The organism is Lachnoclostridium sp. An169, from assembly GCF_002160525.1.
Taxonomy (GTDB): Bacteria; Bacillota; Clostridia; order Lachnospirales; family Lachnospiraceae; genus Mediterraneibacter; species Mediterraneibacter cottocaccae.
The window spans coordinates 13083-37643 of sequence record NZ_NFKT01000034.1 but is presented as its reverse complement, the minus strand read 5'-3'; the positions used below and the strand labels follow the sequence as shown (position 1 = coordinate 37643).

The 24561-nt window shown below is 46.1% G+C and carries 32 protein-coding genes and 1 tRNA gene; all 33 read right to left on the bottom strand.

What is annotated here, in order from left to right:
• Positions 1-2 precede the first annotated feature (2 nt).
• The 33 genes from B5F07_RS18440 to B5F07_RS18290 all read right to left on the bottom strand — a co-directional run bounded on the left by B5F07_RS18440 (position 3) and on the right by B5F07_RS18290 (position 24561).
• Positions 3-404 carry a phage tail protein gene (locus B5F07_RS18440; protein WP_087162679.1) on the bottom strand — a complete coding sequence of 134 codons (402 nt, stop codon included), beginning with the start codon at positions 402-404 and terminating at the stop codon, positions 3-5.
• On the bottom strand, positions 404-754 hold the full coding sequence (locus B5F07_RS18435; protein ID WP_087162678.1) for a hypothetical protein: 351 nt from the start codon (positions 752-754) through the stop codon (positions 404-406). Before B5F07_RS18435 ends, B5F07_RS18440 begins: the two co-directional genes overlap by 1 nt.
• Positions 754-2076, bottom strand: coding sequence for a LysM peptidoglycan-binding domain-containing protein (locus tag B5F07_RS18430; protein ID WP_087162677.1), 1323 nt, complete (start codon positions 2074-2076; stop codon positions 754-756). The genes B5F07_RS18435 and B5F07_RS18430 overlap by 1 nt, the downstream gene beginning before the upstream one ends.
• Entirely contained in the window at positions 2073-2291 is a 219-nt protein-coding gene (locus B5F07_RS18425; protein WP_087162676.1) for a tail protein X, read from the bottom strand. The genes B5F07_RS18430 and B5F07_RS18425 overlap by 4 nt, the downstream gene beginning before the upstream one ends.
• The gene (locus B5F07_RS18420; protein ID WP_087162675.1) at positions 2284-6102 is read right to left on the bottom strand and encodes a phage tail tape measure protein; all 3819 of its coding nucleotides are present in this window, start codon (positions 6100-6102) and stop codon (positions 2284-2286) included. Before B5F07_RS18420 ends, B5F07_RS18425 begins: the two co-directional genes overlap by 8 nt.
• A gap of 193 nt (positions 6103-6295) precedes the next feature.
• Positions 6296-6721, bottom strand: a complete 426-nt coding sequence (locus B5F07_RS18415) for a phage tail assembly protein (RefSeq protein ID WP_087162674.1) — start codon at positions 6719-6721, stop codon at positions 6296-6298.
• A gap of 38 nt (positions 6722-6759) precedes the next feature.
• Complete coding sequence (locus B5F07_RS18410) at positions 6760-7407, bottom strand: hypothetical protein (protein ID WP_087162673.1); 648 nt, start codon at positions 7405-7407, stop codon at positions 6760-6762.
• Positions 7391-7684, bottom strand: coding sequence for a hypothetical protein (locus B5F07_RS18405; RefSeq protein ID WP_087162672.1), 294 nt, complete (start codon positions 7682-7684; stop codon positions 7391-7393). Before B5F07_RS18405 ends, B5F07_RS18410 begins: the two co-directional genes overlap by 17 nt.
• A gap of 365 nt (positions 7685-8049) precedes the next feature.
• Positions 8050-8568, bottom strand: coding sequence for a phage major tail tube protein (locus B5F07_RS18400; RefSeq protein WP_087162671.1), 519 nt, complete (start codon positions 8566-8568; stop codon positions 8050-8052).
• A gap of 14 nt (positions 8569-8582) precedes the next feature.
• On the bottom strand, positions 8583-10010 hold the full coding sequence (locus tag B5F07_RS18395) for a phage tail sheath family protein (RefSeq protein ID WP_087162670.1): 1428 nt from the start codon (positions 10008-10010) through the stop codon (positions 8583-8585).
• A 3-nt stretch (positions 10011-10013) separates the two neighbouring features.
• A complete protein-coding gene (locus B5F07_RS18390; RefSeq protein WP_087162669.1) occupies positions 10014-10394 on the bottom strand; it encodes a hypothetical protein in 381 nt (126 codons plus the stop codon).
• Positions 10385-10876, bottom strand: coding sequence for a hypothetical protein (locus B5F07_RS18385; RefSeq protein ID WP_087162668.1), 492 nt, complete (start codon positions 10874-10876; stop codon positions 10385-10387). Before B5F07_RS18385 ends, B5F07_RS18390 begins: the two co-directional genes overlap by 10 nt.
• Before the next feature lie 4 nt (positions 10877-10880).
• Entirely contained in the window at positions 10881-11486 is a 606-nt protein-coding gene (locus B5F07_RS18380; RefSeq protein WP_087162667.1) for a hypothetical protein, read from the bottom strand.
• Positions 11483-11827, bottom strand: a complete 345-nt coding sequence (locus tag B5F07_RS18375; RefSeq protein ID WP_087162666.1) for a hypothetical protein — start codon at positions 11825-11827, stop codon at positions 11483-11485. Before B5F07_RS18375 ends, B5F07_RS18380 begins: the two co-directional genes overlap by 4 nt.
• Complete coding sequence (locus B5F07_RS18370; RefSeq protein ID WP_087162665.1) at positions 11827-12882, bottom strand: major capsid protein; 1056 nt, start codon at positions 12880-12882, stop codon at positions 11827-11829. Before B5F07_RS18370 ends, B5F07_RS18375 begins: the two co-directional genes overlap by 1 nt.
• A gap of 15 nt (positions 12883-12897) precedes the next feature.
• Entirely contained in the window at positions 12898-13245 is a 348-nt protein-coding gene (locus B5F07_RS18365) for a hypothetical protein (RefSeq protein WP_087162664.1), read from the bottom strand.
• Positions 13246-13259: 14 nt separating this feature from the next.
• Entirely contained in the window at positions 13260-14456 is a 1197-nt protein-coding gene (locus B5F07_RS18360) for a head maturation protease, ClpP-related (protein ID WP_242972588.1), read from the bottom strand.
• Entirely contained in the window at positions 14344-15978 is a 1635-nt protein-coding gene (locus tag B5F07_RS18355) for a phage portal protein (RefSeq protein ID WP_087162663.1), read from the bottom strand. The genes B5F07_RS18360 and B5F07_RS18355 overlap by 113 nt, the downstream gene beginning before the upstream one ends.
• 145 nt (positions 15979-16123) lie before the next feature.
• Entirely contained in the window at positions 16124-16360 is a 237-nt protein-coding gene (locus B5F07_RS18350) for a DUF6148 family protein (RefSeq protein WP_087162662.1), read from the bottom strand.
• On the bottom strand, positions 16360-18207 hold the full coding sequence (locus B5F07_RS18345; RefSeq protein WP_087162661.1) for a phage terminase large subunit family protein: 1848 nt from the start codon (positions 18205-18207) through the stop codon (positions 16360-16362). The genes B5F07_RS18350 and B5F07_RS18345 overlap by 1 nt, the downstream gene beginning before the upstream one ends.
• Positions 18197-18682: a hypothetical protein gene (locus B5F07_RS18340; protein WP_087162660.1), complete on the bottom strand. Its 486-nt coding sequence runs from the start codon at positions 18680-18682 to the stop codon at positions 18197-18199. The genes B5F07_RS18345 and B5F07_RS18340 overlap by 11 nt, the downstream gene beginning before the upstream one ends.
• 140 nt (positions 18683-18822) lie before the next feature.
• Positions 18823-19638 (bottom strand): phage terminase small subunit-related protein, encoded by an 816-nt coding sequence (locus B5F07_RS18335; RefSeq protein WP_087162659.1) that lies wholly within the window; start codon positions 19636-19638, stop codon positions 18823-18825.
• 130 nt (positions 19639-19768) lie between these two features.
• Entirely contained in the window at positions 19769-20281 is a 513-nt protein-coding gene (locus B5F07_RS18330) for a sigma-70 family RNA polymerase sigma factor (RefSeq protein ID WP_242972587.1), read from the bottom strand.
• The gene (locus B5F07_RS22890) at positions 20268-20411 is read right to left on the bottom strand and encodes a hypothetical protein (RefSeq protein WP_191404312.1); all 144 of its coding nucleotides are present in this window, start codon (positions 20409-20411) and stop codon (positions 20268-20270) included. Before B5F07_RS22890 ends, B5F07_RS18330 begins: the two co-directional genes overlap by 14 nt.
• Positions 20412-20422: 11 nt before the next feature.
• Positions 20423-21754, bottom strand: a complete 1332-nt coding sequence (locus B5F07_RS18325; RefSeq protein WP_242972586.1) for a ParB/RepB/Spo0J family partition protein — start codon at positions 21752-21754, stop codon at positions 20423-20425.
• A 29-nt stretch (positions 21755-21783) separates the two neighbouring features.
• Positions 21784-22548 carry a ParA family protein gene (locus B5F07_RS18320; protein WP_087162658.1) on the bottom strand — a complete coding sequence of 255 codons (765 nt, stop codon included), beginning with the start codon at positions 22546-22548 and terminating at the stop codon, positions 21784-21786.
• Positions 22549-22593: 45 nt separating this feature from the next.
• Positions 22594-22661 (bottom strand) — tRNA-Leu (locus B5F07_RS22685).
• A gap of 74 nt (positions 22662-22735) precedes the next feature.
• On the bottom strand, positions 22736-23029 hold the full coding sequence (locus B5F07_RS18315; protein ID WP_087162657.1) for a hypothetical protein: 294 nt from the start codon (positions 23027-23029) through the stop codon (positions 22736-22738).
• Complete coding sequence (locus B5F07_RS18310) at positions 23010-23225, bottom strand: hypothetical protein (protein WP_087162656.1); 216 nt, start codon at positions 23223-23225, stop codon at positions 23010-23012. The genes B5F07_RS18315 and B5F07_RS18310 overlap by 20 nt, the downstream gene beginning before the upstream one ends.
• Complete coding sequence (locus B5F07_RS18305) at positions 23212-23409, bottom strand: hypothetical protein (RefSeq protein WP_087162655.1); 198 nt, start codon at positions 23407-23409, stop codon at positions 23212-23214. The genes B5F07_RS18310 and B5F07_RS18305 overlap by 14 nt, the downstream gene beginning before the upstream one ends.
• A gap of 15 nt (positions 23410-23424) precedes the next feature.
• Positions 23425-23880 (bottom strand): hypothetical protein, encoded by a 456-nt coding sequence (locus B5F07_RS18300; RefSeq protein WP_242972585.1) that lies wholly within the window; start codon positions 23878-23880, stop codon positions 23425-23427.
• Between the two features lie 131 nt (positions 23881-24011).
• Positions 24012-24245, bottom strand: coding sequence for a hypothetical protein (locus B5F07_RS18295; protein WP_087162654.1), 234 nt, complete (start codon positions 24243-24245; stop codon positions 24012-24014).
• A gap of 13 nt (positions 24246-24258) precedes the next feature.
• Positions 24259-24561 carry a hypothetical protein gene (locus B5F07_RS18290; RefSeq protein WP_087162653.1) on the bottom strand — a complete coding sequence of 101 codons (303 nt, stop codon included), beginning with the start codon at positions 24559-24561 and terminating at the stop codon, positions 24259-24261.

The following is a 24561-nucleotide window of genomic DNA, read 5'->3' as shown; positions in this document are numbered from 1 at the left end:
CCCTACCTTTTCGGATATTCTTTCAGCGTTACTTTTACCTGCGCCGCCCATAGGTTCCCTTTCCCGTCGAACCTCTGTAGTTCTGCGCTGATTTTCTGTATTACCCATTTATAATCGCCGTAGACCCTTCCTCCTATGATCAGCCTTTCCGTTCTTCCTGTTTTGACATATGACCGCAGGCGTTCAATCTCCGTCAATGGGTTTACTCCCAGAAACACGGAAAAAACCATAGAAAAAGAAATGTCTTCCGGCTCTGGTCCTAAAAACTCCTGAAGGTCTGATTTTAAATGCCTGTCATGTGTGGAATATTTCCCGGAGATATTCCAACTCATACCATCAAATGTTCTTACCGTCTGATCAGATACGGAAAAGGCAAGTTCTCCAAAACTTCCGATTTTTGCCATTACTGTATCCCTCCCAGAATGTACCCTTCCCCGTCTCCGTCCGGTATCATCAGGCAAAGCACCATACTTCCTACTGTTGGCGTCCAGTTTGTAATATATGCCGCATGGCTGTGACTTTCTGTTCTTGCGGTATCGTTTTTATCATATGTCAGGCTTGTTCCTGCCGTCCTGTTTCCCGACCTGTCATTTCCTCCCGGAACAACCGCCCGCGGTCTTGCCAGAATATGTAAATCTCCTGATATAATTCCGCCTTTATCCGGGAACTTTACGCGGGCTTTCATGGCTCCTGTGTCTACGCTCTGGACAATTCCTTTCCTGACAATGTTTTTTAATTCTGTAAGGTCTGCCATCAATACCCCTCCAATACCTGTTTCAATGATAAATCCACCGTGTAGCCGCTCCCTATCAAACTGTGTTTCGCCTGTGTGACCTTATATTTTCTGTCGAAAATCTGAAATCCTTTCAGCTTCACGGTTACGCCTGCCACAAGCGAAACGTCTCCGACCACCTTTAAACTGGCTGTATATTCCTGCGTGTTCTTTTCCCTTAACCTCTTCTTTGCCAGTTCTTTTGCTTCTTCCGTGCTTGTTACTTTCTCATTGACTTCAAGCGTCTGCCCGGTTCCTGTGTTGCTGTCCGGCGTGTATGTATATTCTATGGTTTCTTTGGTGTCCGGGTCCGTATATGACACATGACAGCTTGTATATGCCGTATCTGTCAGGCTTGTTCCCAGTTTATAAGAAATAATGTCGCTGCTCCCGTATTCAAAGGTTCTTACGGCCGGTTTATCGTCATATTCCGCAGCGTCATAAATAACAATCATCATTGCCGTTACTTTCAGTGCCATTCCTGCCGCCTTACATAACTTTTGCAGGAACTTAATATCTGAAATTTGAACCTGCTCTTTCCTCCTGTATGTCGGGTTATTTGTTCCTTCATACATGAGTTGCAGCCCTGCTTCCTTTGCAATCTGCTGTCCGATCGCTTTCAGCGTTATTTTCTCCCATGCCCTCGATTTCTTTTCTATCCGCAGGGCGGAAGTGTACGGAATTGACGTGCTTTTGACAGAAACTTTTGTGGGCGGACCCGACGCGTCTATACTGTCAATCTCAAATGTTCCGCAGTCAAGCGTCACGTCTTTTCCTGTATCGTTCCAATTTTTCTGAACCAAAACGGCAGAAACAAGTTTCGGGTTCCTTACCCGTTCCATTGTCTCCACCGTCTCCGTTACGTTTTCTGTAATTGTCTCCGTCTTTTTCCCGATTGTTATTTTGAACACCTGCCCTGGATAGATCAAATCCGGGTTAGGTATATTATTTTCCTGTGCAATCTGCGGGTATTTTGTTCCCGCTCCCAAGTATCTTGTAGCGATCGCCCATAAGGTATCGCCCCTTTTTACAACATAATTGACCACATTTTCTTTTGATATGGTCTTTTTTACCTGTTTTGTTACCTGCTTCGTTGTTTTTACAAATGTCGGTTTTATAACCAGCCATTCCCCCAGCAGGTTCCTTTCTCTGTCGTCATAGGATAACTGAAAATCGTCTGTGCTGTCTTCTTCCTCGTCCGTGTAACTGGCACTTACCAAATGCAGGTTTAAGTCTTCCGGCACATCGACGTTTTTAAATGTCAGCCGTAATTCCACGCGCCTTGCAAGGTTCTTGTCGCTCATATCAGCAGCCCCCTTTTCCACGGTGGAAGTTCCATATTCTCTTCCTCTTCCAGTTCCGGGATAGATAATTCTATCCCGGCCGGAAGGATGAAGAGGGCGGCATAGTCGATATTTGCTTGAATCAATTTGTCAGTGTGCAGGACAGACCCCATCTGTTCATATGCGATCTTATCCCACATATCCCCTGATACCGTCGTATAGGTTTTCTTACTCATACCGTGACCGCCTTTCATCATCTTCTTTTTTGTCCAGAAGGTCTTCTACCTCCTGTAACAGTTTTCGGTTGTTTGCTTCCAGTTTTTCTTCCAGATCGTCCGGCTGATCTCCGTTCACAATTACCGTTGGGCTGTTGTTTATGTTGATCTCCGTCGTTCCGCCTCCCTGTCCGGCAGTCCGCACGACTTCCGGCGGCTGCTCCACAATCGGCGGTTTCATGGTACTGTTATATGTATTCAGCACTCCCGGCCCGTTCTGGTTTGTATTGTTTGTGGTTATATTTGTGACATTTGCCGCCGTTGCTGCTTCCGCCGCTTTTGCGGCTGCGTTTTGCGCCCGGAAAATATTCTTCGTCTGCTGCGCCGTGTAAACCACTCTTCCCGGCGCATTTGTGATCAACTCTGGGCCTTTTTCTCCTGCAATAAAGGTGTCCGGCGTATTTTTGGTTCCCTTTGCAAATGTCGGCAATGTCGGGATATTGATACCTTTTCCGCCGACAACCGGAACCCAATCAGGAATCCTTATACTGTTCAGTGCTGAAATTGCGCTGTTTACAACGCCGATCACGCCGTTTATCACGCCTTTTGCGATTGAAACCAGCCCATCCCAAGCGCCCTGGAAGACGTTTTTGATTCCGTTCCAGGCAGCCGACCAATTCCCGGTAAATACGCCCTGTATGAACTGTATCAGCCCGGAGAAAATCTGCGTTATAGACTGCACCAATGAACCGATTGTAGTGAATACAGTTCGGAAAATTTGAAGCACATTCGGAAGCACCGCCTGAACTGTAGATAAAATCTGCTGCAAAATCGGCTGAATTATGCTCCATATCGTTTGAAATACAGTCTGTACAATCGGAAGCACCGCCTGTAATACTGTCGTTATGATAGAGCCTACCTGCTGTATTCCCTGTGCTATGAATGGAAGCACGGTTGATACAATAAAATTGAAAATCTGGCTTATCACTGGAAGTACATACGTTTGCAGGAATGTGATTACCTGGCTGATGATCGGCATAATTCCGGCTATAAAACTTCCTATGATCGGGATAATACCCCCGATAAAGTCAGCGATTGACTGGAAAATCTGCATGATCACTGGCGCTGCCGCCTGTATTCCGCTGATAATTCCCGGAATAATGGTTGTCACAAGTAAATTAAGTACCTGTTCAACCACGGGTACGATATTCGCCGTAACAAAATTGACAAACTCGCCTGCGGCGCTTACTACTTTCTGGAACACGCCCGCAAATGTGTCAAAGACTGCTACGCCTCTTTCCCCGAAAATCTCATTGATCTTGTCTCTCGCCGCGCCTAAATTCCCATCGGAAAAAACGTTCTTGATTGTCTCCCCGACATTCGTTACAATCTGTACGATTTTATCGAAAATAGCAAGTCCGGTTTCTCCGAAAATATTTCCGATTGCGTTTCTGACTTGATCAAAGTTCTGTCTTAAAAGCTGTACCGCTGTAATAACTGCGGTTATCACTCCGACTACTGGAAGGAATTTTCCGGCGATTCCTCCCAACGGACCTAACAAGGTTGTTCCTAGTTTACCCAGCGGTCCAAGCGCCGTTGTCAGAAGTTTCCCAATCGGCGCAAATAAAGTTCCGATCTTGCTGAATCCAGAAGCAATAAAAGTTCCTATCGTTCCCAGCGGCGACCTTGCGATAATTCCGCCAAGTCCAGAAAGCGCCCCGGCAAGTTTCCCGCCTATGTTCGTAAACGGATTCAGAAATAAGGTTACAAGTTTAGAACCTGCCCCCGTAACCACTCCCGCCAGTTTCCCGGCAAGTCCGCTGAACCCTGCTGACAGCGTTCCGGCTATGGAACTTACGAAACCGGATATTTTAGAAACAATGACGTTTCCTGACAAGGCGTTTCCTACCGCAGTAACAACGCCTTTCATCGCGCCGCCTACGTTTTTGAAGTATGTCAGTATTCCGCTTCCAACGGTCCGCAGTTTTGTTCCAAGTCCTACGCTTGTTGCCGCTGCCGCCGCCGTGTTTCCCTTAAAGAGCGCCAGTATCTTCTGTACGGTCTTTACTCCGCTCTGTATTTCCAGGAATCCAAGTTTCCCGACAAGCCCCGCCGTCCTCAACAGCATTAAAGAGCCAACGACTTTTGTTATGGTCTTTACAAGTTCCGGGTTTTCCCTCGCAAAGTCGGCAATCTTCGTGATGATCTCCGTCAGCTTTTCCGCCGCTTCTCCGACTACCGGAAGGAATACGTCTCCAAGCGTTATGACAAGGTTCTGTATTGCGTTTTTCGCAAGCTGTACTTTATTTTCTGTCGTGTCCGCTCTTGCCGCATATTCTCCCTGCATACTTCCAGCATACAGGGAAGCGTCTCCGACCTTCCTGAATTGCTCTTCCAGGTACGGAAGGTTTGTAAGCAATGGCGCAATCGCCGCCACTGCTTCTTCCCCGAAATAGTTTTTCAGTGCTGCCGCCTGTTCTGCTTCCGGCAGTCTTTGTACCGCTTTCAGGAAGTCCAGAATCGCCCCCTGTGCGTCCGTCTGCATACGCTGTGCAAGTTCCGTAGCTGACAGCCCCAGACTGTCCAGGACGGCTTTTTGACGTTCCGTGACCGCTGAACCTGCCGTCATGGTTGTCATGACCTTTTTGATTCCGGTTGCCGCCACATCTTCGTTTACGCCAACCGCCACAAGACTTGCGCCAAGCGCTGCGATTTCCCCGGAACATAGACCGGCCACTTCTCCCAGCGGACCGATCTTCGTTACAATAGCTGATATTTCCGACGCGCCCGCCGCAGAAGTATTTCCTAAGTAGTTGATCTGGTCCGCAAGCGTGATAACTTCTTCCTGCGACATCTTAAACGATGTTCGCCATTTCGCCATCCACTCTCCGGCCTGTTCTGCTGATATATCAAAGGCAATCCCCATTTTCGCCGCGTCTTCCGTGAACTTCACAAGTTCGGCGTTTGTTGCGGCAACATTGCTTTGTCCGGCGGCGGCCATAATCTGTGAGATTTCCTGCGCCGTCATAGGGATTTTTGTACTTAGGTCAAGAATTTCGTTCTTTAACTCTGTGTACTCTTTTGTAATCGCCCCGGTATCGTCTTTCAGCCAGTCCACAACCTTTGCGACCTCTGCCATGTTGCTTTCAAAACTCATGGCGGCTTTAACTGGACCTGCATAGATAGCCGCTCCCATTGCGGCAATCGTCGCCACGGTTCCCGTCAGCTGTGACTTCGTACCTGAAATGCTTTCTTTAATTTTTGCTTGTTCTGTATTCAGCCTTGCAAGCTGTTCTTGTGAGTTTTTCAGCTGATCATAGGATTTTTTCAGGCGGTTGTTTGATTCTCCTAAATTATCCGTGTCAACTCCTGCCTGCCGCAGTTCTGCCCCCAAGCTGTCCAGCTTTGCTTCCTGATCTGATATTCTGGCAGTGGTCTGTCGTATCTGGCTTTCATTCTTTTTCAGCTTTTCGGTGGTATTATCAACTTCGTTTTTTTCTCTGATCAGCTGTACTTCTAATTCCCCGGAAGCGTCCCCGGTTTCTTCCATTTTCTTTTTAAGCTGTTCTACGTAGCCCTTATGTTTCTGGATTTTCTGCGACAGTTCTTCATGTGTTGTTTGCAGTCTTGCCAGTTTTTCCCGCTGCTGATCTATCGCTGTTGAAGTCTTAGTATAACCATCTACTTTAGACTGTAAGGAATTTACGTTTTTAACACTTTCTTGAAGCTGTTTCTGTGTCTCTACTGCTTTTTTGAATGTACTGTTGAAATTCGGTCCAAGCGACGCTTTCAGCTGAAAAAGTAACTCAAATTCCTTTCGCGACCCTGCCAAGTTCTCCCACCTCCCTACGTTTTCTTAACCAGCCTTTTTCTTTCCGCCTCGTCCTCTTTTTCTACTTCATTCGCCGCATTTATCCAGCGGAAGAAGCTTCGGACGGGAAGTGACAGCCAGTATGGAACGGGTGTATGTGAAGCCCTTGCCATTCTGTAAGCCTGTTTCCGTATATATTGTGCGGGATTTATTTTTAATAGCCCGCAGCCATTAAAAAATCCCTTGCCTTATTCTTAATCTTCATGTAGTCACGCATCGGAAGTCTTCTGATTTCATCCGCTGCCACGCCTGCTGCCCTCGCCGCAAGCATACTCTGAAACGTTGAAGAAATCTCCGGCGTAAGAACATACTTGTTCTGGTCCTGTAACTCCGCCTCGATCGCCTCAATGTCTTCTCCTGTCAGCCGTTCAAAGTAAAAAGTCATTGATTTGTACTGTTTTCCCTCGATCTCAACCGGGTTCTTGAAGTGGTGCGTATAATTCAGGCTTCCTTCGTTTTCTTTTTCCGGTTTGCTTCCCATGTCAACAGTTCCGGTTTCCTGTGCCTTTGTGATTTCTTCCGAAACCTGTGTTTCCACGATCTCTGCGGTTCCCTGTGCTGTTTTGTTCATGTTTTCCATGTTCTATTCCTCCTTTTTTGTATTAAAAAAGCAACCTTTCACGGTTGCTTTTTGTTCTGATTTCCAACTTTTGTTGTTAGTGCTTTTTCTGCACTCCATCCCATTTTTATAATTCTATTTCGTAAAGTTGCTTTATTTATTCCTGTAATCTCTGCCCATTCTGCTATTGTTTTTGTCTCTCCTTTAAGTGTTAGACGGAGATTATTTCTTTTGTTTCTGCAATTATCTTTTATAGTTATCCATCTACAATTTTCAGGGTAATAACCTTTTTGATTGTTTATTCTGTCTATCGTTAAATTGTCAGAATATCCATTTTCGAAAGACCACTGCTTGAAACTCTCAAAACTATTTGCCCATTCTACACAAATATCAACCCCTCTTCCTCCGTACTCTGAAAACTCTCCATTATTTGGATTTGTTGTTCTCTGTTTAATTCCTTGCCATATCCTGTAAATGCGTGTTTTCTTCATTCCGTGCTTTACGTTTGCTATTCCTGATAATTCTTTTTTCATGCAACCGCAGCTTTTAATTTCTCCCTTTCTTATTTTGCTTCCCGGTATGTTTTTTCTCGTTCCGCATTTGCATTCACACAGCCATAACGCTTCTCCGTGTCTTGTATTTCCAGAATATTCAATCACTCTTAGGAAATTAAATTGCTTTCCTGTTAAATCAATTCGTTTTGGCATTTTTAAATTTTCTCTTTTTTACCTTGAATCTTATCAATTCATTTACATACGTATCATTATTTATTTTCCCTTTGTACCAAGCGGCGCAAATACCCAAAAGTTTTACTAATTCACGTTTGCATATAATCTTCGCTATTTCTGTGAATCCCATTGTATAACTATTGTATAAATTCAATGCAAGTGTTTCTCTTATGTAGAATTTGTCTGCCCCCGCTGTCAGGTAATAATCACTGTACATTTCTCTTGCCTCTTTTTCCCGAATGTGCTTAATCTCCATTAGACGTTCTCCTTTCTAAAATTGTTGAAAGAAGCGTCCTTCCGTGATAAAATATACTGCGGAAAGAAACTTCTGGTTAAAGAAACGGTGTTTGCTTTGGACGGCGCGCCGTTTCTTTATTTTTTTGTTATTTCTCTGTACACCAACTCAATTCCGCGCCTGATAATATCCGCTCGGCTCATGCCTGTTTCCTTTATGCAGAACTCAAGCATTTCATTTTCCCGCTCCGATATTCGCAACTCAAAGCGTTTGCTTTTGGGATCTTCAGTTGGTCTTCCTGTTCTCGGCGACACTTCTATTATCCTCCTTTCTTTTGTCCGTACATAAATCATAGTATATGTACGGACAAAAGTCAAGAGTTTTTATTATTTCCCTAACGCCTTGCGGACCTCGCTCAAGTAATCTTTTCCATTGACATAGAAAATGTAGTTCAGCTGGTCAATTTCCAGTTTCTTCTTTCCGTCAATATAGATTGCGTAATATGTAACAGCGTACTCGCCGTTAGCATCAGACGCGGAAGCGGCTGCAAGTTTTCCGGGCGCAAGTTTTTTCGGACGCACTTTTAAGATATGCTTTACCGATCTAACTTCCGTCTGCCCTGTCCTTGTGTTCTGCTCCTGCTGTGCCGCTCTCAGGTCAAGCTTGTGAACTCTGGGTTCCGCCAGCTTGATTGTGTTTTCTGTAACTGTCCTGAAATTCAGTGTCAGCGTCATAGCTTCGATATGACCGATAATTACAGCCTCTACATTTCCTGCGATACCGGCCCCGCTGATCTCTTCCGCAAGGTTTGTGATCTCCGGCAGCGTTACTTCCGACGTTCCAAGATACTCTGTCGCGTCTTCGTACACCGCGTAATTAGTGATAATCTCATCTATTTTCGGCATTTTTTATCCCTCCTTTATGCTGCCAGTAAATTTTGCAGATAAGACACGTCGTATTCCAGCGTGTACTCCATCTGCACCATCGGAGACGGCGGCGTAATGTATACATGGAATTTCACTTTTCCTGCCATGAGTGAGGTTGTTGTGTTTTCGTCCTCTCTCATTTCTACCCTTCCGCCCAGAATGATTTCTTCTGCTGTCAGGCTGTTCAGCCAGTCGTTTACTCCCTGTAAAATTGTGTCGATCAGTCTTCTTGTAAGTTTTCTGTCAACATAATTCCAGTAGGAAAGAGTTACTGTTTTCGCAACCCATTTGAACATTCTTGAAATGCAGTAGAAGTAGTCTACCGGGTCTGTATTTGCCGGATAGCAAGCTGACCAGTTCCCCCAGCTTACCCAGCCATTATAGAAGTTCAGCGCTGTAATTACTCCGTTGTCATTCAGATAATTCGCTTTCTGAATATCCAGAACAACTTCTGTTCCATCTTCCAGAACCATGCTATCTGCCTGCAAAGTTTTATTCGACGCGCTTTCACACGGCGTTCCTCCTCCCAGCGCTTCCGTGTTGTCCGTCTGTGCGATCAGTCCGGCAAGCTGTGAAGAATAGTTGAACGCTCTATCTCCCAGTTTCAGTTTTGGGAAGCACAGTAATTCGTTTGCTTTCATAATATTCTTTGACTTCTTCCACGCCGGAACGTCCGAATAATATGTCGCGCCTCCCGTCGCCGCTGTGTCAACGTCAATGATTGCGTGTGCCTCAAACATCCCGTTGATGTTCTCTGCTTTTGCCGACATTACAGCCGCAACCTCGCTGTCTTTTGACCAATTCGGACAAATAATGAGGTCGGGCGCTTCTGTGTATTTCGCGAAAACGTCGTCGATCAGTTCAAGCCCTTTGTTCTTGTGTGTCGAAACCTCATATCCTCCGATCACGTCGGCTTTTGCCAGTTTTGTTGTGTCCACTTCGTCGAACGTTACTGACGTTTCCGTCGTCACGTCTTCCGCGAACTCAATTACGCAAGCCGTTTCGTCGTAAAACACTTCATAATCTTCGCCCGCTGTTTTTTCTGCAATATTTATACTGCTTGCGATCGCTTCAAGCGGAAGTCTGATCTGGTTATTTTCCGGTGTATAGCTTTCTGTTGTTTGCTTCTTGTGCTTCGCCGGGTCCAGTACATTCACAAGGAAGACTGGCGACTGCTGGTACAACTGAAACATTGTGTACACGACTTCGCAAAGTCCGTATTTCTCCCAGTCGTCAGAATATCCCAGAGCAGATACGGCCTCTTCGTATGAGTTCGCCATAATCACTTCATTTACTTTCCCGCCAACGGTCTGGACCGGTGCGGCTCCTACGGCAAAAACAATCCCGCTGGCTGCTACGTTCGGCGTTGATACGCTCGTTGCCTGCTTAGATGTTCCTATGCCATGTGTAACTGTTGCCATCTTTTATGCCTCCTTTGCTTCATTCGCCGCGATCGTCGCCATAATATCTGAATAATATTTGTTCATGATATTTCCCGGCGTTTTTGCGCGGTCTTTCTTTTCTGCCAGCTGTTCAACCGGAACAAGCATTTTTTCAACTAACGGATATTCTGACAGCACCTCTTTGAGTTCTGCTTTAATTTCCTCTTCTGTTCCGATCATGATTTTATTTGTTTTCAGCTTTCCTTTCGGAAGCTGCGGGCCGATATAAACCAGCGTTGCTTTTTCCGCTCCCTCCGCCTTCTTATCCGCCCCAGTTTCGGCTTTTTCCGCTTTTACCGTGGTATTCTCGGCTTTTGCCTTTTCCTCCGTTTCTGCGGCTTTCTGCGCGCTTCTTACTGCCATATTTCTTCTACCTCCCTTTTGATTGTTGGTATTGACCAGTTTGTGATCATTTCTCCTAAGTAATAAGGCTCTGTGCTGTCTGGATATACGATATATTCCAGCGGTTTTTGAAGCACAAACTGTCCTCCTATAATTCCCGCCTTTTCAAGTTCGCTCCGTATTCTCAATATCACGTTCAGAAGGTCATATGCCCCCTGTCCGCCATCTTCCGAATATGTTGCAACTACAATCCTGACGGCGCACATGCTTTCTTCCGGTTCCTTTTCCTTTTTGTCGTCCTTTCCATTGATGAACTGTAAAAGGATGTATGGAATCTGTTGAACCTGATCTTCTTTTTTTGGAAGCCTCATTTTGTACACGTTCGCCGCGCGTTCCTTTTCTTCTTCCGGGTTCAAATTTCTGACTTTCACTTGCAGCTTAATATCTCCCGTGACCTTTTTTACAAATTCTTCCAGCCGGTCCAATAAAATAATAGGTGTCATGCTCTTAACCTCCGTAACCGCTCAACAGCCGGTCTATTTCATTTTCTAATCGCTGATTGACAAGTTGCTGCGCTTCTTCTTCCAGAGTTTCAATAACCTTCGCATTTCCTACCATCTGCGCCGCTGCTAATCCCGGTATCTCTTTTATTGTTTCAGTGTGTTTGTTCGGCTTCTTCGCTCTTGCTAATCTGCTTGCAATTCCCTGAGCGCCAGTTCGTTCAAATACTCCAATATGTCCGCTCCCCATCTGTGCAATAAAAGCGTCTTCATAAGGTGTCATTCCTCCTTTCATCACTGCCGCCCGTACCTGTTTCTTTACCCCCGGTGCTGTCGGCGTTACTTTGAATTTGTACAACGGAATCTTGTACCCGGCAAAAGAAACAAAACCAACAAGGTTTCCCGTGCTGGCTTTGTTTACTCTTATTCTCGTCGCTTCGTTGAAAGCACCGGTCTGTACCGTGTATATTTCTTTTACCCTTTTTACGGCTCCCGTTTTAACTCTGGAAATTCCGCGGTTAATTGCGTTCGACAACGCGCGTTCTGCTCCTTTTGGCACTCCTGCCAATATCGCTTCCACTCTTTCCACCGCTTCTGCTGTTATTTCGATCATTCAGCATACGCCCCCAGTTCCAGAATGATTTCCCCGTCTTCGTATTCGCTTTTTGCGATCGTATAGACGTTTACGGCTCCTGCTTCTTCAAGTTCTATCTCCATTCCTCGTTTTGGAACAAAACCTAAATCAGCATGAGAGATATATAATAGCGCTTCTATGCTGTTTATCCCTTCTGCGTGATCATCTTTCAGCCTTTTCCTTTCTTCTGCCGCTTCATGGTCAATGACGGCTGGTATTGTATAGGTTTTCCCGTCATACCACATATTGACCATTGCCGCGAACTCTGCTGGATTGTTGAAAACTTTAAGGTCTTTTATGATCTGCGCCTTAAAATCCATCACAGCACCTTTGCCGTGAACCAGCTGTCAACGTCATGCGGTACGGAAAGCGGCGCTGACTGTAACTGCAAGAACCGTCTTGCCGGTTTTCTCTTTACCCATGTATCAGGTACATATTTTCCTTCAACAGTTGTGAACTCTTTTGTCTCCTCGTTGATCAGTGTGATTGCTCCGTAATACATGGAATAATTTGCGTTAGTGCTTAACAGTGCAAGCATACCGTCCGGCACAAGCGGTTTTTCTTCCGGTGTCGCCGGTTCTGTCCAGTCGTCAAGATACCACTCATTGTATGTATAAATGTCAAGCCCCAACTCGTGGATAGTTCCGACGTAAGTAACGCCATTCGGAAGCTGTCTCGGCTGAATTACTGCAAGATTGTAGTTTCTTACATCAAGCACTTTCTGTACTTTTTCATGCCCCACAAAAGCAGTTGCAACATCATCCGCCATAACGCAGGCATTACAGTTTGTGAAGCCGGTCTTCTGTACCTGCTTGTGCCAGCGTTTCAGGTCTGCGATCGGGTCAGAACCCGCGTTGCTCCATTTCTTTGTTGCTGCTGAGATTGTCTCTGTATTTGTGAAACCGAAATCAATTTCCTCGTTCAGTCCTTCTCCGATGATCGGAATTTTCCCCGTGAAAATAGACTGAACGCACATGAGTTCTTCTCTTCGTGAAATCATGTCTCTGAGTTCTCTGAAATCGTCTGACATTTTCAGAACTGCGCGTTCTGCTGGGCTTCTTCCTGACACAAGGCTTTCTCCCGGTCTTCTTGTCAGCAGATCGTCAACCGTTGTGATCTTGTCCGGCGCTACCAGTGGCGGCGTGTATGTCTTCGTTTCATGCCCTGTGTTTGGTACGGTTTTTCCGCCAATTACCCGGTGTACGAACGGCGCAACCTTTCTTGTTCCTTTTACGAAATCAACATCAACTGACTTTGTGTTGAATGTTTCTTCATGTCTGAAAAATGTGTCTCTAAAAAAAGTTCTCACGGGCGGAAGTTTTGTTACAATCCTTCCCATTGTCCGCGGTTCGTAAATGCTTACTTCGTTTGGCATTATCTTTCTTCCTCCTTATCTTAAAAAGATTGAAATTTTTCTAAGCGGGTCTTTAATGTCGGCAATTTCAATTCCCTCCGGAAGATTGATTGCGTCTGCAAAAAATTCTCCCGTGAGATAGTACACAACCGGTCCGTCTTTTTCGGCTGTCGCCGCAGTAATTCCGATCACGTCTCCCGTTGTCGCAGGCGGTGTTCCTCCTGCTCCTGCTGGCGCTACTGCAACAATTTTCCCGTTTGAATCTTTCGTTACAGGTGTTCTTTCTGCGATTGCCGCCCCTGCCACTCCTTCTTCCGTGACCGTCGGGAAATCCCCTGCAAACAAATTCACGGGTTCATGGCTTCTTGTTTCGATCTCATACATTGCTTCCTACCTCCTTACTTTTCCGGGAATAATTTATCAATCGCAGCATTAAACGGGTCCTCTTCCTCTGCTCCCGTCACTGCCGCCGCAGCGCCGACTTTATTCACGCCGCTGTCCTCTGCGTCTTCTTTTCTGTTTGCCAGGTATACCCCTCCCTGCTGTTTCTGCTGTGCAATGATCTTTACTGCTACGGCTTCCGCACTGATCGGATTTTCAAACATTGCGTCTTCTACAATACTTTCATACCCGTTTGGGGCCATATCCTTGATTGCCTTGATTCTCTGTCTTTCCTCTGCTCTTGCCGCATTTTCAATCTTTGCCACAAGATCAGGGTATGCGGCTTTTAATGCGTCTTCTGTTGTGATCGCAGGGTTTGTGTTTTTCGGTTCCATCTGCTTTTCCTCCTTTTCTTCTGGCTTTTTATTTGTTATACCTCCCGTATGATTCGGGCTGTTTAACAACGCTTTCGGTACTGTTCTGAACTGCGAAATATCAATAGGCACGGCATTTACAACAATCCTGCTGGCATTTTCTATAACCGTGCTGCTTTCCTCAAACATAAGTTCATCGCAAAATCCATTTTCAACAGCTTCGTCTCCTGTCCACCATTTTTCTTCTGCCATCAGGTCTGAAATTTCCTGCTCCGGCTTTCCTGTTTTCATGGTATATGTGTTTACAATCGACTGTTTTATGACTTTCAGTTCTTCCGCCATCTTCTCAAAGTCTTCTGCCCGGAAGGTATCCCATACCGTCATTGCCGGGTCATGTATCATAAAAACACCGTTCCTGGCAATCTTTATGGTATCCCCTGCCATTGCAATAATTGTGGCGGCGGAAGCGGCCCATCCGTCAATTTTTACTGTGATTTTTGCGGAATGGTCCTTTAACCTTGTATAGATCGCATTGGCGGCAAATACGTCTCCGCCTCCCGAATTGATTCTGACAATAATTTCCGGTACGTCTCCCAGTTCTTCAAGTTCCCTGTTAAACGCCGCAGGTGTTACCCTGTCTTCCCACCAGCTTTCCCGGCTGCTGATCGCTCCGTATAGCAAAAGTTCCGGCGGCTTTGTTCCGGTTGCGGGAATGAAATTCCAGAACTTATTTTCCGTCACTCCGAATGGGTTCCCCTTCCCGTTGGTCTGGTCGCTGTTTTCCATTTCCCGGCTCTGGTTCTGGTTCCTGCTGCCCTGATTGTTTCTGTTTGCTGGCAATGTCCTTTACCTCCTTTAATGCCGCTTCTTCCTGCCGTAACTGTTCGCAGTTCGTGAAGAAGTCGCCCCCTGCCATTTCCATAGTTTCATTGCTTCTTGTTGAAAATCCATTTTCAACCCTTGTTGCCGCTGCGTTCACTTCCTGAACCGGATTCAAAAGCCCTCTTGCCGGTCCGTTCCACTGTGCGCGGCAATATGCTTTCCTTCTAAGCGGGTCACTGAAAAATCCCGGTGCTGAAATCCTCCCTTTCGCCACCGCCTCCGAAAGCCACTCTTCATAGATCGGCTGACAAAAATCCGTTGCAAGCCACGTCCGGTACATTCGGAACATCTTCCACGCTTCTTCCAGTGCGCCACGGCTGGCTGTATAGCTACTTGTAAACCGCTTCACAAGTAGTTCATATGGTATTTCTAGCGCTGCTCCGATCTGCTGGCAGATTGCTTCCACGAACCCGCTAAAATTTGCGTTTGGTCTTCCGGGATTGATTGCGTTTGCCTTTTCCCCTTCTCCCAGGTCAAGAATTGCTCCCGGCGCAAGTTCAAGCGTCGTTTCGTCTTCTGCGTCTATCTGCACTTCCTCTGGTATGGCGCTTCCGATCGGTTCATCATCACTGTTATTCTCTTTCTCGATAAATACCGTAAACATTCCAGATACAACCGCTGCCACAAGTTCAGCGTCTGTGTATCTTCCCATTTGCTTTAGGGATTCAATGACTGGTGCAAGGAACGGAACGCCTCTTCTCTGGTCAATACGTTCCCGGTTCATCAGGTGCAGGACGTTTCTTCTCCCGGTCTTTTTCCCGTACGCCTCTACCCGCTGCCATTCGTACTGTTCGTCTGCATAAGAAAGCGGGTGGTGCTTTGAAAAGTGATATGCGATCACTTCGCCGTCCTTATCTACCTCAACGCCTCCGACAATCTGATTATCATAGGTATCATAGTTATGTGGGCTTGACAGCCGGTCCGCTTCGATCAGCTGTATTCTAAGATCGTATGGCTGATTTATCCTCTGCTTTACTGGCAACAGCGCAAGGCAATCTCCTGACGCAAGCCAGTTCAAAAACGCCAGCTGCTGCAATTCGTAAAAATTGTCAAGCCTTGCCATATCGCAATCCGGGCTTTCCGCCCATAAAGCCCATTCTTTCGATATTTTCTTTTCCAGTTCCCTTGCGTCTTCCGGGCTGATTCCTAATGCCTCCGCGTCGATTGTTGGCTTTAACATCAATCCCCGCCCTACAACATTTGTCCGCATTGTCTTTACTGCCCCTGTCGCAATCGGTACTCCCATGTACAAATCACGCGACCTCTGCCGCAAAACAGAAAGATTGTCGTTTATATCTTCTCTGGCGGACCCTCCCGCATAATTCCAGCCGATCAGCGACTTTTTATAAGTGCTTGCCCCGTAATGGCTGTAACCGCTGTTCAGAATTTCCATCTTATGACGTGCGGCAGTTCTTTTCAGTGCCACTTGCGGCGCTACCGCTGCAATCGCCCTGTCAATCGCTTTTGCAAGTCCGTTCAACCTTTCGCCTCCTTCCTGCTTTTTGGCGTGAAAAAAGCACCCTTCCAGGTGCTTCTTCCTACTTTTCGCAGTTTATATATTATCATTATTTTTCGGGCAATAGGGGGAAGTAAACAGGCAAAACGGGCAATTCCGGGCAATCTTTTTATAAATCCCGCGGCACAACCCGCCTGATCTTATTTCTTCCGCCGTTCTTTTCTATGTTCTCAATCTTTTTTACTTTATCTTCCCAGTATGTTATGGCGTTTCTGACCTCTGTTAAATTGGCACGCGTAAGAACTCTGCTTCCTATCGTGTAGCTTTGCCCTGTCGTAATCGCCATTTCTGCTTCAAGCCATGCGTCTAAATGTTTTTGCGCTGTCTCTTTGTTAATTCCTGCCATTAAATAACGCCTCCTCTGTTAATTCTTCTTTTTCTTTTCCTTGCCGCTGTCGGCTTACTTTCTTCCGGCTCTGGTTTTTTCAGCGGCAGCCCGGTAATTTCAATCGCCGCCGTCGCATAGTTCCGGCAATCCAGCGCCTCGTTTCTTTTATGCTGTCCTAAATCCCGCAGTCTCCATTCAAATACCGGCCTTCCTTTCCGATATGTCAAAACCTGCTTTTCAGCCGTAATTCCTGCAAAAAACTTTTCATCATATCCCCGCGGGGAGTATGGCTTTCCCTGTTCGTCTTTTGGAAAGTGACAATATCCCGGTCCTTCTTCCTCAACCTTTAACCGTTGCAGTAACAATGATTTTCCTGTATCAACTCCCAGTGTGAAAAGATATGCCTGCTCCCGGTTGTTTTTCGTCGGTTTCTGGATATACGCCGCCGTACTGTCATTGGAACCTCTGATTGCAAATACTTTTCTGTTGAACCGCTTCTTGCAGAATTTATATACCTGATTCGCCCGGTGTCCTCCACTGTCGATACAGGTACAAGTAATTTTCATTTTTGTTCCGTCCGGCTTTTCAAATGACTGTGCCAGAAAGGTATCAAGGTCTTTCCATACCTGCTTTTCCAAATCGCTGTTATCTCCGTAAAGAACGGCGTATTTTATACCCCAGCTTTCATACTCTGGACCCCATCCCACAACTTCGATTTCAAAACGATCGTCCTGCGTGTCAACCCCTGCCGTCAGATACAATACTTCCTCCGGCACTTCGCAGTTGTATTTTTCCCTTCTCTTGATCAGTTCGTCTTCCTCTACCTGCTCCCCGTCTTCCTCCCATGTTTCCCCCAGTTCTGTATTTGTCCACACTTTCAGAAGTTCAATGTTCCCCTTCTTCTTTTCCTCGTTTGCCACAAGGAATTTTTCCACAACCTCACGCCATGTAGCCAGAGTGGAAGCAAGCGTGTTCAGGTGGAAACCTTTTACCGGATTTTCCGGGTCCTCATGCACAAACCTTCCGTTTTTGAACCCTTCTTTCCACTCCACTTCACTTGAAATTGCTCCGCATTTTTCGCAGACATAATTTATTTCATTCAGATTGTCCTTGTCAAAAACCACATTCGCCCATTTTAACGGCTGCAATTCCCCGCAGCACGGACACGGCGCGTTCCATTCTCCCCGGCTGCTGTTCTGGTATTCTACCTCAATCCGTGACAGTCCTTTAATTGTCGGCGTGGAAACATCAACTTCTTTGCGGTTCCAGAATGTTGTAAGACGTTTCGCAGCAAGAAACAGCGGGTCTCCTTCTGAACCCGCCGTTGCCGGGTATCGGTCTATCTCGTCCGCAAGCAATATCCTGATCGGACGTGAAGCAAGAGACGACGGGCTGTTTGCCCCTACCATCGTAACATGACCTCCTGGGAATATTTTCTGCAAAATTGTGTTCCCGCTCGTCCTGCTTTTATCGTTTATCCGTTCTGCTATTACGGGTGTATCTCTGATCATCGGGGAAAGGCGGTCTTTGCTGAACGCTTCCGCCATCTGGATTGTCGGTTGAAGAACCATGATCGGCGACGGCTCATAGTGTATGTAATAGCCGATCGGATTTAGAATCATTGCGTCGGTTTTTCCCACCTGTGCCGCAGACATTACCACAACCTTTTTTACCGTCATATCTGTAATTGCGTCCATGATTTCCCGTTGATACGGCGCTTTCGATGTTCTCCACCTTCCCGGCTCTGCCGACGCTTCGGAAGATAATCTTCTGTATTCGTCCGCCCACTCCGACAATTTTAAGTCCGGCGGCGGCTGTAATACTTTGAATATTTTTTCAAATAATGCTTTCGTGTTATTCCTCATTCTTTTTGCTTTCCTCCCCAAAAGCTGTATTGAAGTCCGAAAGTTCTTCCAATGCTTCATCTACCGCCGTTTTCATCGTCTGGAATATGTCTGTCTGATCTGTTTTCTTTGCCATAATCGGGCTTAATTTTGCCGGAATTGCCATCAGCCGCGTTTTAAACCTGATCAGCATATCGGACATGACTTGTTCCACGTCTTCTGACGTGTGTACTTCATTTTTCCTCATTTGCAGTTCCAGTTCCTGCGCTTCCCTCTTCGCTCTGACCAATTTTGCCCGTTCCGTGTTGTAATCTACCTTTTCTTCTGCCTCCGGGTTCTTCTTGCGCAAAAAATTGATATACTGCCTCGTTGCTTCGTCTATGTTATACAGCCCCGGCCTGTACTCCGTCAAAACGCCTTTGTCTCTTAACATTCTTACATTGCGTTCCGTCATATCCAGTCGCCTTGCAACGGCAGCCGACGTGTACAACTTCAAAAAAACACCCCCTTACAAAAAAATTTGCCGGGGAATCGGAAGCGAAAAAATCTATTTTGCGGCTAGGCAAGCGTCGGGCGTCGCCGTACCCGCAGTAGTCAAAAATCGCTGAAAGAACCTATCCCCCGATTGCGTTTCGGTCAGTCGTCGTCAATGATCTCGTCAATGATTTCTCCTGTTTCGTCGTCAATATCATACTGCCCTGTTAGCTTCTGCTTTGCTAATTGATACTTTCGTTCTTCAAGTTTCAATCTTCTGTTTTCCATTTCATAAGACTTCATGCTGTCGATCTGCTTTATAATGCGTCCATGAAGCCTGTTCAACTCTGCCTCTATCTTCATTGCCCGGTCAAAGGCGCTGGACTTGATCACTGTTTTCATTGCAGTTTTCAACCGCTCTTTTCCGCCCTCCGGGTCTTCTGCCTGCTGTCCTTCTATGCCACTGTCCTGCTCCTGCACAATCTCTTCTACACTCTTTGGCACTACCATATGCACCACCTTATCTATGTAGTAGCTTCCCTGTACTTCTTCTGCTGTGTATAATTTCAGCTGTCCTTCAAGATATTCCTTTCTGATCATCAGGCTTTGCAGTTCTTCTATCATGAGCCTGTCTGCTCCGTTCTCTGCTTCCTTTTCTCCCAGGCGTTTTATTTCTTCTGCTTTCTCCGGCGGTATATCCTCATACCCCACTTTTGCGTACGCCCCATGAGTAACGGCGTTTTTATTCCCGTCCTTCGCCGGGGTTCTCCCCCTGGCATTATTATTACCCGGCTGCCCTCCTTTTTTCTTAGGCCGCCCCCGTAATTGTTCTGTCCATTTATCCTCTGATTTCCACTTGCTTATTCTGGATTTTGGTACTCCTGCCGCCTCTGCCAGTTCATCAAGGCTTATTTTCCCGCCGCTTTCCAGAAAGCGTTGTAAAGATTTATCCCTTTCCGGGTTCCTTGCTCTTCCCATGCCTCCGCCTCTCTTCGTTTGTTTTTAAAATCCTGTCTTCCGATTTTTGCGGAAGTTTAAAAAATGCGCGTATTTTCGTTTTGCTTATCTATTATATCAGGAAAGAAAGTGCAATAACGTGCAAACTCTTTCATTCCTTTATTTCATACCGTGTCAGCGCCGTATTTTTCCTGAATAAACACAACAGCCTGTCCAGTGCTGCGTCTCTGATATTCTTGCACTGTCTCTCGCTGTAATGCGTCCGGCTTGCCACCTTTTCCCATTTCATAGAATGGAAATAGAAACCGAAAACAATATTTTTCTGCTTTAGCGAAAGCCGTGATACTTCTTTCAGGATTTCTACTTTCACTTTTTGCAGTTCTGCGATCTCTGCCGTGTATTTTTCAATTTCCTTCCGCACAAAATCCGGCACATTTAAAGCCGTCTTTTCCGTCGGGTTTGAAATATGGTTTATTCCGTGCGGCATACCGTCATAATTGATTGCGCCGCTCGTATCGTAATATCTTTCAAGGTCATTTAATATGCCCCGCCTTACGGAAATTTCTGAATCAATCTCCGGGAATAATTTCAGCAGCTTTACAACTTTTTCTCTGTTCATTTCCCCTGCCGTCATTGCCTTACCCTCCGTTCTATCGTTTCTCATTTTTAACCCCCTGCCCCTCTTTTTCTTTTCCATTACGCACCGCAAGGGCAAGCACCGTTTCCGGCGTTGCCCTCTCTGTGTCTATCTTCTCTTTTTCCAATATTTCTATAATTTCTGCCATTACTCCCACGCCTGCGCCTCCTAATCTGCCGCCGTCACTCGTATTCCCAGTATGCAGTACCCTTCTGTTAGGCCCGTGTACTCTTCCATAAGATACACAATATCTGCGGATATTGTTCTTCCCGTGTGCCTGCCGTCTTTAAATTCCAGCATATGCAATTTATCCCCTTCCTTGTAATTCCGGTCATTTTTTCTTAATTCAAATGTCTTTTTCCCGTCTTTTACATCGTCATAGTACATGGCGGCCAGTTTCACTTCATGTACTTTCTCTTCCGGCTGTGCCTGGTCGGAAGGAAGATGATTCATCTTTTCTTCCTGCCGCATTTCCCGCAGTTTCCTTTCTGTCTCCCGGTCTATTGCCGCCTGCTCTTCGCTGTATCTTTCTTCCTCTGTTTTCTGTGCTTCCCGGCGGTTTTTGTATGCGTTGCACTCCCGGACCGTCGCTTTCTTTTCATGGCAAGTCTCATAATTCATACAGGAATAGCAAAGAGATGTGATCTCTTCCGGCTGCGGGTCTATGTACGCTTCTTCGCTCTTTTGGCTTCTCTCTTCTTCCTGCTGCCCTCTGTCTTCTTTTTCTTCCTCTTCCGGCGGATTCATGCAGGTGTCCATGTCCATCTGTCCAGGAATCTGTCTGCTTTCTTCCTCCTGCCGTTTCATCTGCCTTGCGTCCGCAAGGGATAGTTTTTCTCCTTCTCTGACACGTTCTGCCGCCTTTTCCTGCCATTCTTCCGGTAATCCGCAAAGTTCTACCGCTACGGAAATAATAATATTGTCGTTCTTGAACGCTTCCAGAAGTTCCGGTATCAGGTTGTTGTATATGGATTTATACCGGCCAAGCTGTGCCTCTGTCACTCCCGTAACCTCTGCCAGCATTTCCCGCGTGTTTCCTTTGATCTGGTTTTCTTTTTTCAGTTCCAGAACCAGGCGTTCCGTCTCTACGGTTTCTATCATCTTTTCCCAGTCTGTCTTGTCTCTGAAACCGTTTGCCATGATAAGCGCCAGCCTGTCCACGGCGCTTTCCTGTTTAAATACACACGGAACCTGCCGGAACTTTTCTTTCCCTTCTTCCACAAGCGCAATGAGCGCCAGTCTTCTTCTGTGTCCTGCGATCACTTCATATTTTCCGCCTACCGGCCTTTTTACAAGTATCGGCTGCAACAGCCCCATGATCTCAATATTCTTCTTTAATCTTTCGTCTACATGGTAAAAGTTTTCTTTTGACGGTATGAGATCGTAAACGTCCACATATTCAATTTCCATTTTTTCTTCCTGTTTTCCGGCTTCCTGCTCTGCTTCTTTTTCCTTTGATCTTTGGTTCAACAGTTCTGTCAGATTAAATTTTCCTGCCATCGTTCTTCCTCCCTATATGTCCGAATCGGTCAGTTTTTCAGGTATTCTTCTACCAGTTTTTTATAATCCTGTGCGGCTCCGCAGCGGCTTGAATATAAAATGATCGGTTCCCGCGCAAAGGTACTGGGTTTCATTTTCGGTGTTCTTCTGATATGGGTTTCAAATACCGGGTATTCCGCCATGCTCCGCAGGTATTCTTCCCCCTGCCGGTCCGCTTCATTGGAACTGTCGAATTGTGTCACGAAACAGCCTTTCAGTGTCAGATTCGGATTTAAGTCTTCCCTTGTATTGTCGATTTGCTCTTTTAATTCTGCCAGCCCGTCCAGTGCGAAATCATCTATCGTTACGGGTATCATTACATCATCAGAGGCTACAAGCGCATTGATCGTACTGATATTGATATCCGGCGCATTGTCGATAATACAGAAGTCATATTTCCCTGCCACCTGCTCCAACGCCTTTTTAAATCTGATCTGCTGTGGGCGCTGCTGATCAAGCAAAACCTCTAAGTTTGCCTTTAGCAGCGTCATATTCGCTGTCACAATGTCCAGACCTTCATAATCTGTCTTCTGGATAACTTTATTCATGTCAACCTTGCGATCCGTCATGATCTCCGCAACTCCCGGCCTGCTGTAATTGTGCCGGTTCAGAATCTTACTGGCGTTCCCCTGCTTGTCATTGTCGATCAGAAGAACTTTATAACCGTGTACTGCTGCCAGTATGTGTGCCATATTCACGCTTGAAATGGTCTTCGCTACCCCGCCTTTAAGGTTAATGATTGATAATGTTTTCATGGCTTGTCCTCCTTGTATCTGGTATGATTTTTATTTTCCCAGTAATACACCGGGCGGGAATCGAACCCGCCCCGCAGATTTTACGCCTGCTGCCCCTCTGCGGCTCCCGGTACTTTGCTTCTTTTTCCTTTCTCAAATTCCATGATCTTTTCTCCGTCAATCTCTATGAATGGAACTTTCAGACATACTATCTTCCCCGGCGTTCCAGTTCATCCGACATTTGCTTTACCGGAACTTTTACCATGAGACTTTCATACCTTCCGCTGTTGTCCAGTTCGTACAGGAAGCATACCTTCCCACTCCGGCAGTAATGCACCGCCGCAATGTCCGTCACTTTCTGAACCTTTGCGGCTCTGTTGATCTCAATTACTATTCCCTGCGGCATGTAGTACGCCGTCTTCTTTCCATTCTCTTCCATCGTAACCGCCACCATATCCCCGATTTCCAGCGGACATACTGCGTTAAATGCTCTTGTCTTCATTGTCTTTCTTTTCCTCCTTCAATTTCTCTTTTAACAGCCCTCTTACATACCAGGACAATTCCCGCAGCAGGATATAAATAATTCCCAACATTCCTATGAAAGCCAGAATCCCGATTCCTGCAAATGCGAACTTGACCGCTACCCATATGGCCGCCAATATTTCAGAAAATACTTCCGCAATACTACTCCACGTCATTTCTGCTTTCCCTCCTGTTTTTCTCCTGCATTTGCTTTCTTGCCCGCTCTATTGCCGGTCTGACCTGATTTATGGTTCGCAGCTGTCTTTTCGCCGGGTGTTCCTGCTGCCCTCTTTTCTTTTCCCATACTCTCTGCAAAACTTCCTGCTTGCTCTGGCAATGCCTGTTCTTACGCTTTCCCATTCCTTTCTTCTCCTTTCAATTTTCACATAACGGAAACGGGCAATTTTTACAATCTGGAACTTCGCACCGTTTCCAACTTCTTTTCCTATGTCTGTTTCTCTTTTTCATTCTCTGTCTTCGGCGTTTCTGATACTCCGCTTCCTTTGCCTGCTTTACTGCTTTTTTCACTTCCTCTGGGTCTGTATTGTCTTCTTCCTCCTGCACCACTTCCAGAACTTCAACTACTTCCAGCGGAAAAGAATAGGTGCAACCTGGGTCATACGTTCCCGCTTCCCAGTCAGCCTTGAACTTTTCAAAATTATTTTCGTATCCGCGGAATGGATTGTATTGCTCCGCTTCGTACATTGCTAGCATAACCCTGCTATCATCTTCTTTTTTCCAGTTCCATAAATGCCAGCTTTCGTGATTGTCATAGTTCCACATACTTACCCATAATTCCAGTCCGTTCCAATATTCATCCGAACGTTTCATGTGTTCAAACTGCCTGTATGTAAACCCCTGCCCTTTTAACTCTTGCTGATACTCTTTTACTTCCTTCCCGCCTGTGTGAAGCCGGACAAATGCGACTTTCGGAAGATATGTTGGTTTCTTTCTGTCTTTTCTCATTTCCCTTGCCTCCTGCTTAACCTATCTGCAATCCGCAGTAGCGCTTCCATTGAGCGTTTTATATTTCCGTCCGTATTTGCCGTAATGCTTAATATATCTGCAATGTCTCTTAATTCCTGTGCTACTTGTGCGTCCAGTTCCCCTTTTGTGTATTTCTCCATGCACACCGGGCAAACCTGTGTTCCTTCCGGTATCGGTTCCCCGCAGAGTAAACATCTTTCCGGCCCCATGCTTCCGCCTCCTTCATTCCCAGCTTTCCAGCTTCTTAATTCGTTCTGTCAGGTTTCTCTCCCTCTCCTGCAACGCCCTGATCTCCTGTGCGGTCAGTCCGGTTTCCTCATACTCAAACAGTTTCCTTGCCGCCCTGGTAACTCCTACGCCCTGGCAGAGTACGGGTTTTCCGCTTCCCCTGCTGATCTCCGTTAATCTGCTTTTCTTCTTCCTGTTACCGGTCCGCTGTTTCTTTGTTCCGATCGTAGACGCGACTTTCTTCATCTGCCCGTAATGCGGGATATGCTTCCTCATTTCCCTTTCCATGCTGTTCAT

What these genes read in the sequence shown, in the direction of transcription:
- B5F07_RS18390 (WP_087162669.1), bottom strand. Translation starts at nt 10,394, where the DNA reads ATGGCAGTAAGAAGCGCGCAGAAAGCCGCAGAAACGGAGGAAAAGGCA.
- B5F07_RS18425 (WP_087162676.1), bottom strand. Translation starts at nt 2,291, where the DNA reads ATGAGTAAGAAAACCTATACGACGGTATCAGGGGATATGTGGGATAAG.
- B5F07_RS18365 (WP_087162664.1), bottom strand. Translation starts at nt 13,245, where the DNA reads ATGTATGAGATCGAAACAAGAAGCCATGAACCCGTGAATTTGTTTGCA.
- B5F07_RS18380 (WP_087162667.1), bottom strand. Translation starts at nt 11,486, where the DNA reads ATGATCGAAATAACAGCAGAAGCGGTGGAAAGAGTGGAAGCGATATTG.
- B5F07_RS18370 (WP_087162665.1), bottom strand. Translation starts at nt 12,882, where the DNA reads ATGCCAAACGAAGTAAGCATTTACGAACCGCGGACAATGGGAAGGATT.
- B5F07_RS18325 (WP_242972586.1), bottom strand. Translation starts at nt 21,754, where the DNA reads ATGGCAGGAAAATTTAATCTGACAGAACTGTTGAACCAAAGATCAAAG.
- B5F07_RS18300 (WP_242972585.1), bottom strand. Translation starts at nt 23,880, where the DNA reads ATGAAACGTTCGGATGAATATTGGAACGGACTGGAATTATGGGTAAGT.
- B5F07_RS18410 (WP_087162673.1), bottom strand. Translation starts at nt 7,407, where the DNA reads ATGCCAAAACGAATTGATTTAACAGGAAAGCAATTTAATTTCCTAAGA.
- B5F07_RS18400 (WP_087162671.1), bottom strand. Translation starts at nt 8,568, where the DNA reads ATGCCGAAAATAGATGAGATTATCACTAATTACGCGGTGTACGAAGAC.
- B5F07_RS18315 (WP_087162657.1), bottom strand. Translation starts at nt 23,029, where the DNA reads ATGAAGACAAGAGCATTTAACGCAGTATGTCCGCTGGAAATCGGGGAT.
- B5F07_RS18335 (WP_087162659.1), bottom strand. Translation starts at nt 19,638, where the DNA reads ATGGGAAGAGCAAGGAACCCGGAAAGGGATAAATCTTTACAACGCTTT.
- B5F07_RS18385 (WP_087162668.1), bottom strand. Translation starts at nt 10,876, where the DNA reads ATGACACCTATTATTTTATTGGACCGGCTGGAAGAATTTGTAAAAAAG.
- B5F07_RS18290 (WP_087162653.1), bottom strand. Translation starts at nt 24,561, where the DNA reads ATGAACAGCATGGAAAGGGAAATGAGGAAGCATATCCCGCATTACGGG.
- B5F07_RS18405 (WP_087162672.1), bottom strand. Translation starts at nt 7,684, where the DNA reads ATGGAGATTAAGCACATTCGGGAAAAAGAGGCAAGAGAAATGTACAGT.
- B5F07_RS18415 (WP_087162674.1), bottom strand. Translation starts at nt 6,721, where the DNA reads ATGGAAAACATGAACAAAACAGCACAGGGAACCGCAGAGATCGTGGAA.
- B5F07_RS18310 (WP_087162656.1), bottom strand. Translation starts at nt 23,225, where the DNA reads ATGACGTGGAGTAGTATTGCGGAAGTATTTTCTGAAATATTGGCGGCC.
- B5F07_RS18350 (WP_087162662.1), bottom strand. Translation starts at nt 16,360, where the DNA reads ATGGCAGGAATTAACAAAGAGACAGCGCAAAAACATTTAGACGCATGG.
- B5F07_RS18330 (WP_242972587.1), bottom strand. Translation starts at nt 20,281, where the DNA reads ATGAGAAACGATAGAACGGAGGGTAAGGCAATGACGGCAGGGGAAATG.
- B5F07_RS18435 (WP_087162678.1), bottom strand. Translation starts at nt 754, where the DNA reads ATGGCAGACCTTACAGAATTAAAAAACATTGTCAGGAAAGGAATTGTC.
- B5F07_RS18440 (WP_087162679.1), bottom strand. Translation starts at nt 404, where the DNA reads ATGGCAAAAATCGGAAGTTTTGGAGAACTTGCCTTTTCCGTATCTGAT.
- B5F07_RS18345 (WP_087162661.1), bottom strand. Translation starts at nt 18,207, where the DNA reads ATGAGGAATAACACGAAAGCATTATTTGAAAAAATATTCAAAGTATTA.
- B5F07_RS18430 (WP_087162677.1), bottom strand. Translation starts at nt 2,076, where the DNA reads ATGAGCGACAAGAACCTTGCAAGGCGCGTGGAATTACGGCTGACATTT.
- B5F07_RS18320 (WP_087162658.1), bottom strand. Translation starts at nt 22,548, where the DNA reads ATGAAAACATTATCAATCATTAACCTTAAAGGCGGGGTAGCGAAGACC.
- B5F07_RS18395 (WP_087162670.1), bottom strand. Translation starts at nt 10,010, where the DNA reads ATGGCAACAGTTACACATGGCATAGGAACATCTAAGCAGGCAACGAGC.
- B5F07_RS18305 (WP_087162655.1), bottom strand. Translation starts at nt 23,409, where the DNA reads ATGGGAAAGCGTAAGAACAGGCATTGCCAGAGCAAGCAGGAAGTTTTG.
- B5F07_RS18375 (WP_087162666.1), bottom strand. Translation starts at nt 11,827, where the DNA reads ATGGATTTTAAGGCGCAGATCATAAAAGACCTTAAAGTTTTCAACAAT.
- B5F07_RS18295 (WP_087162654.1), bottom strand. Translation starts at nt 24,245, where the DNA reads ATGGGGCCGGAAAGATGTTTACTCTGCGGGGAACCGATACCGGAAGGA.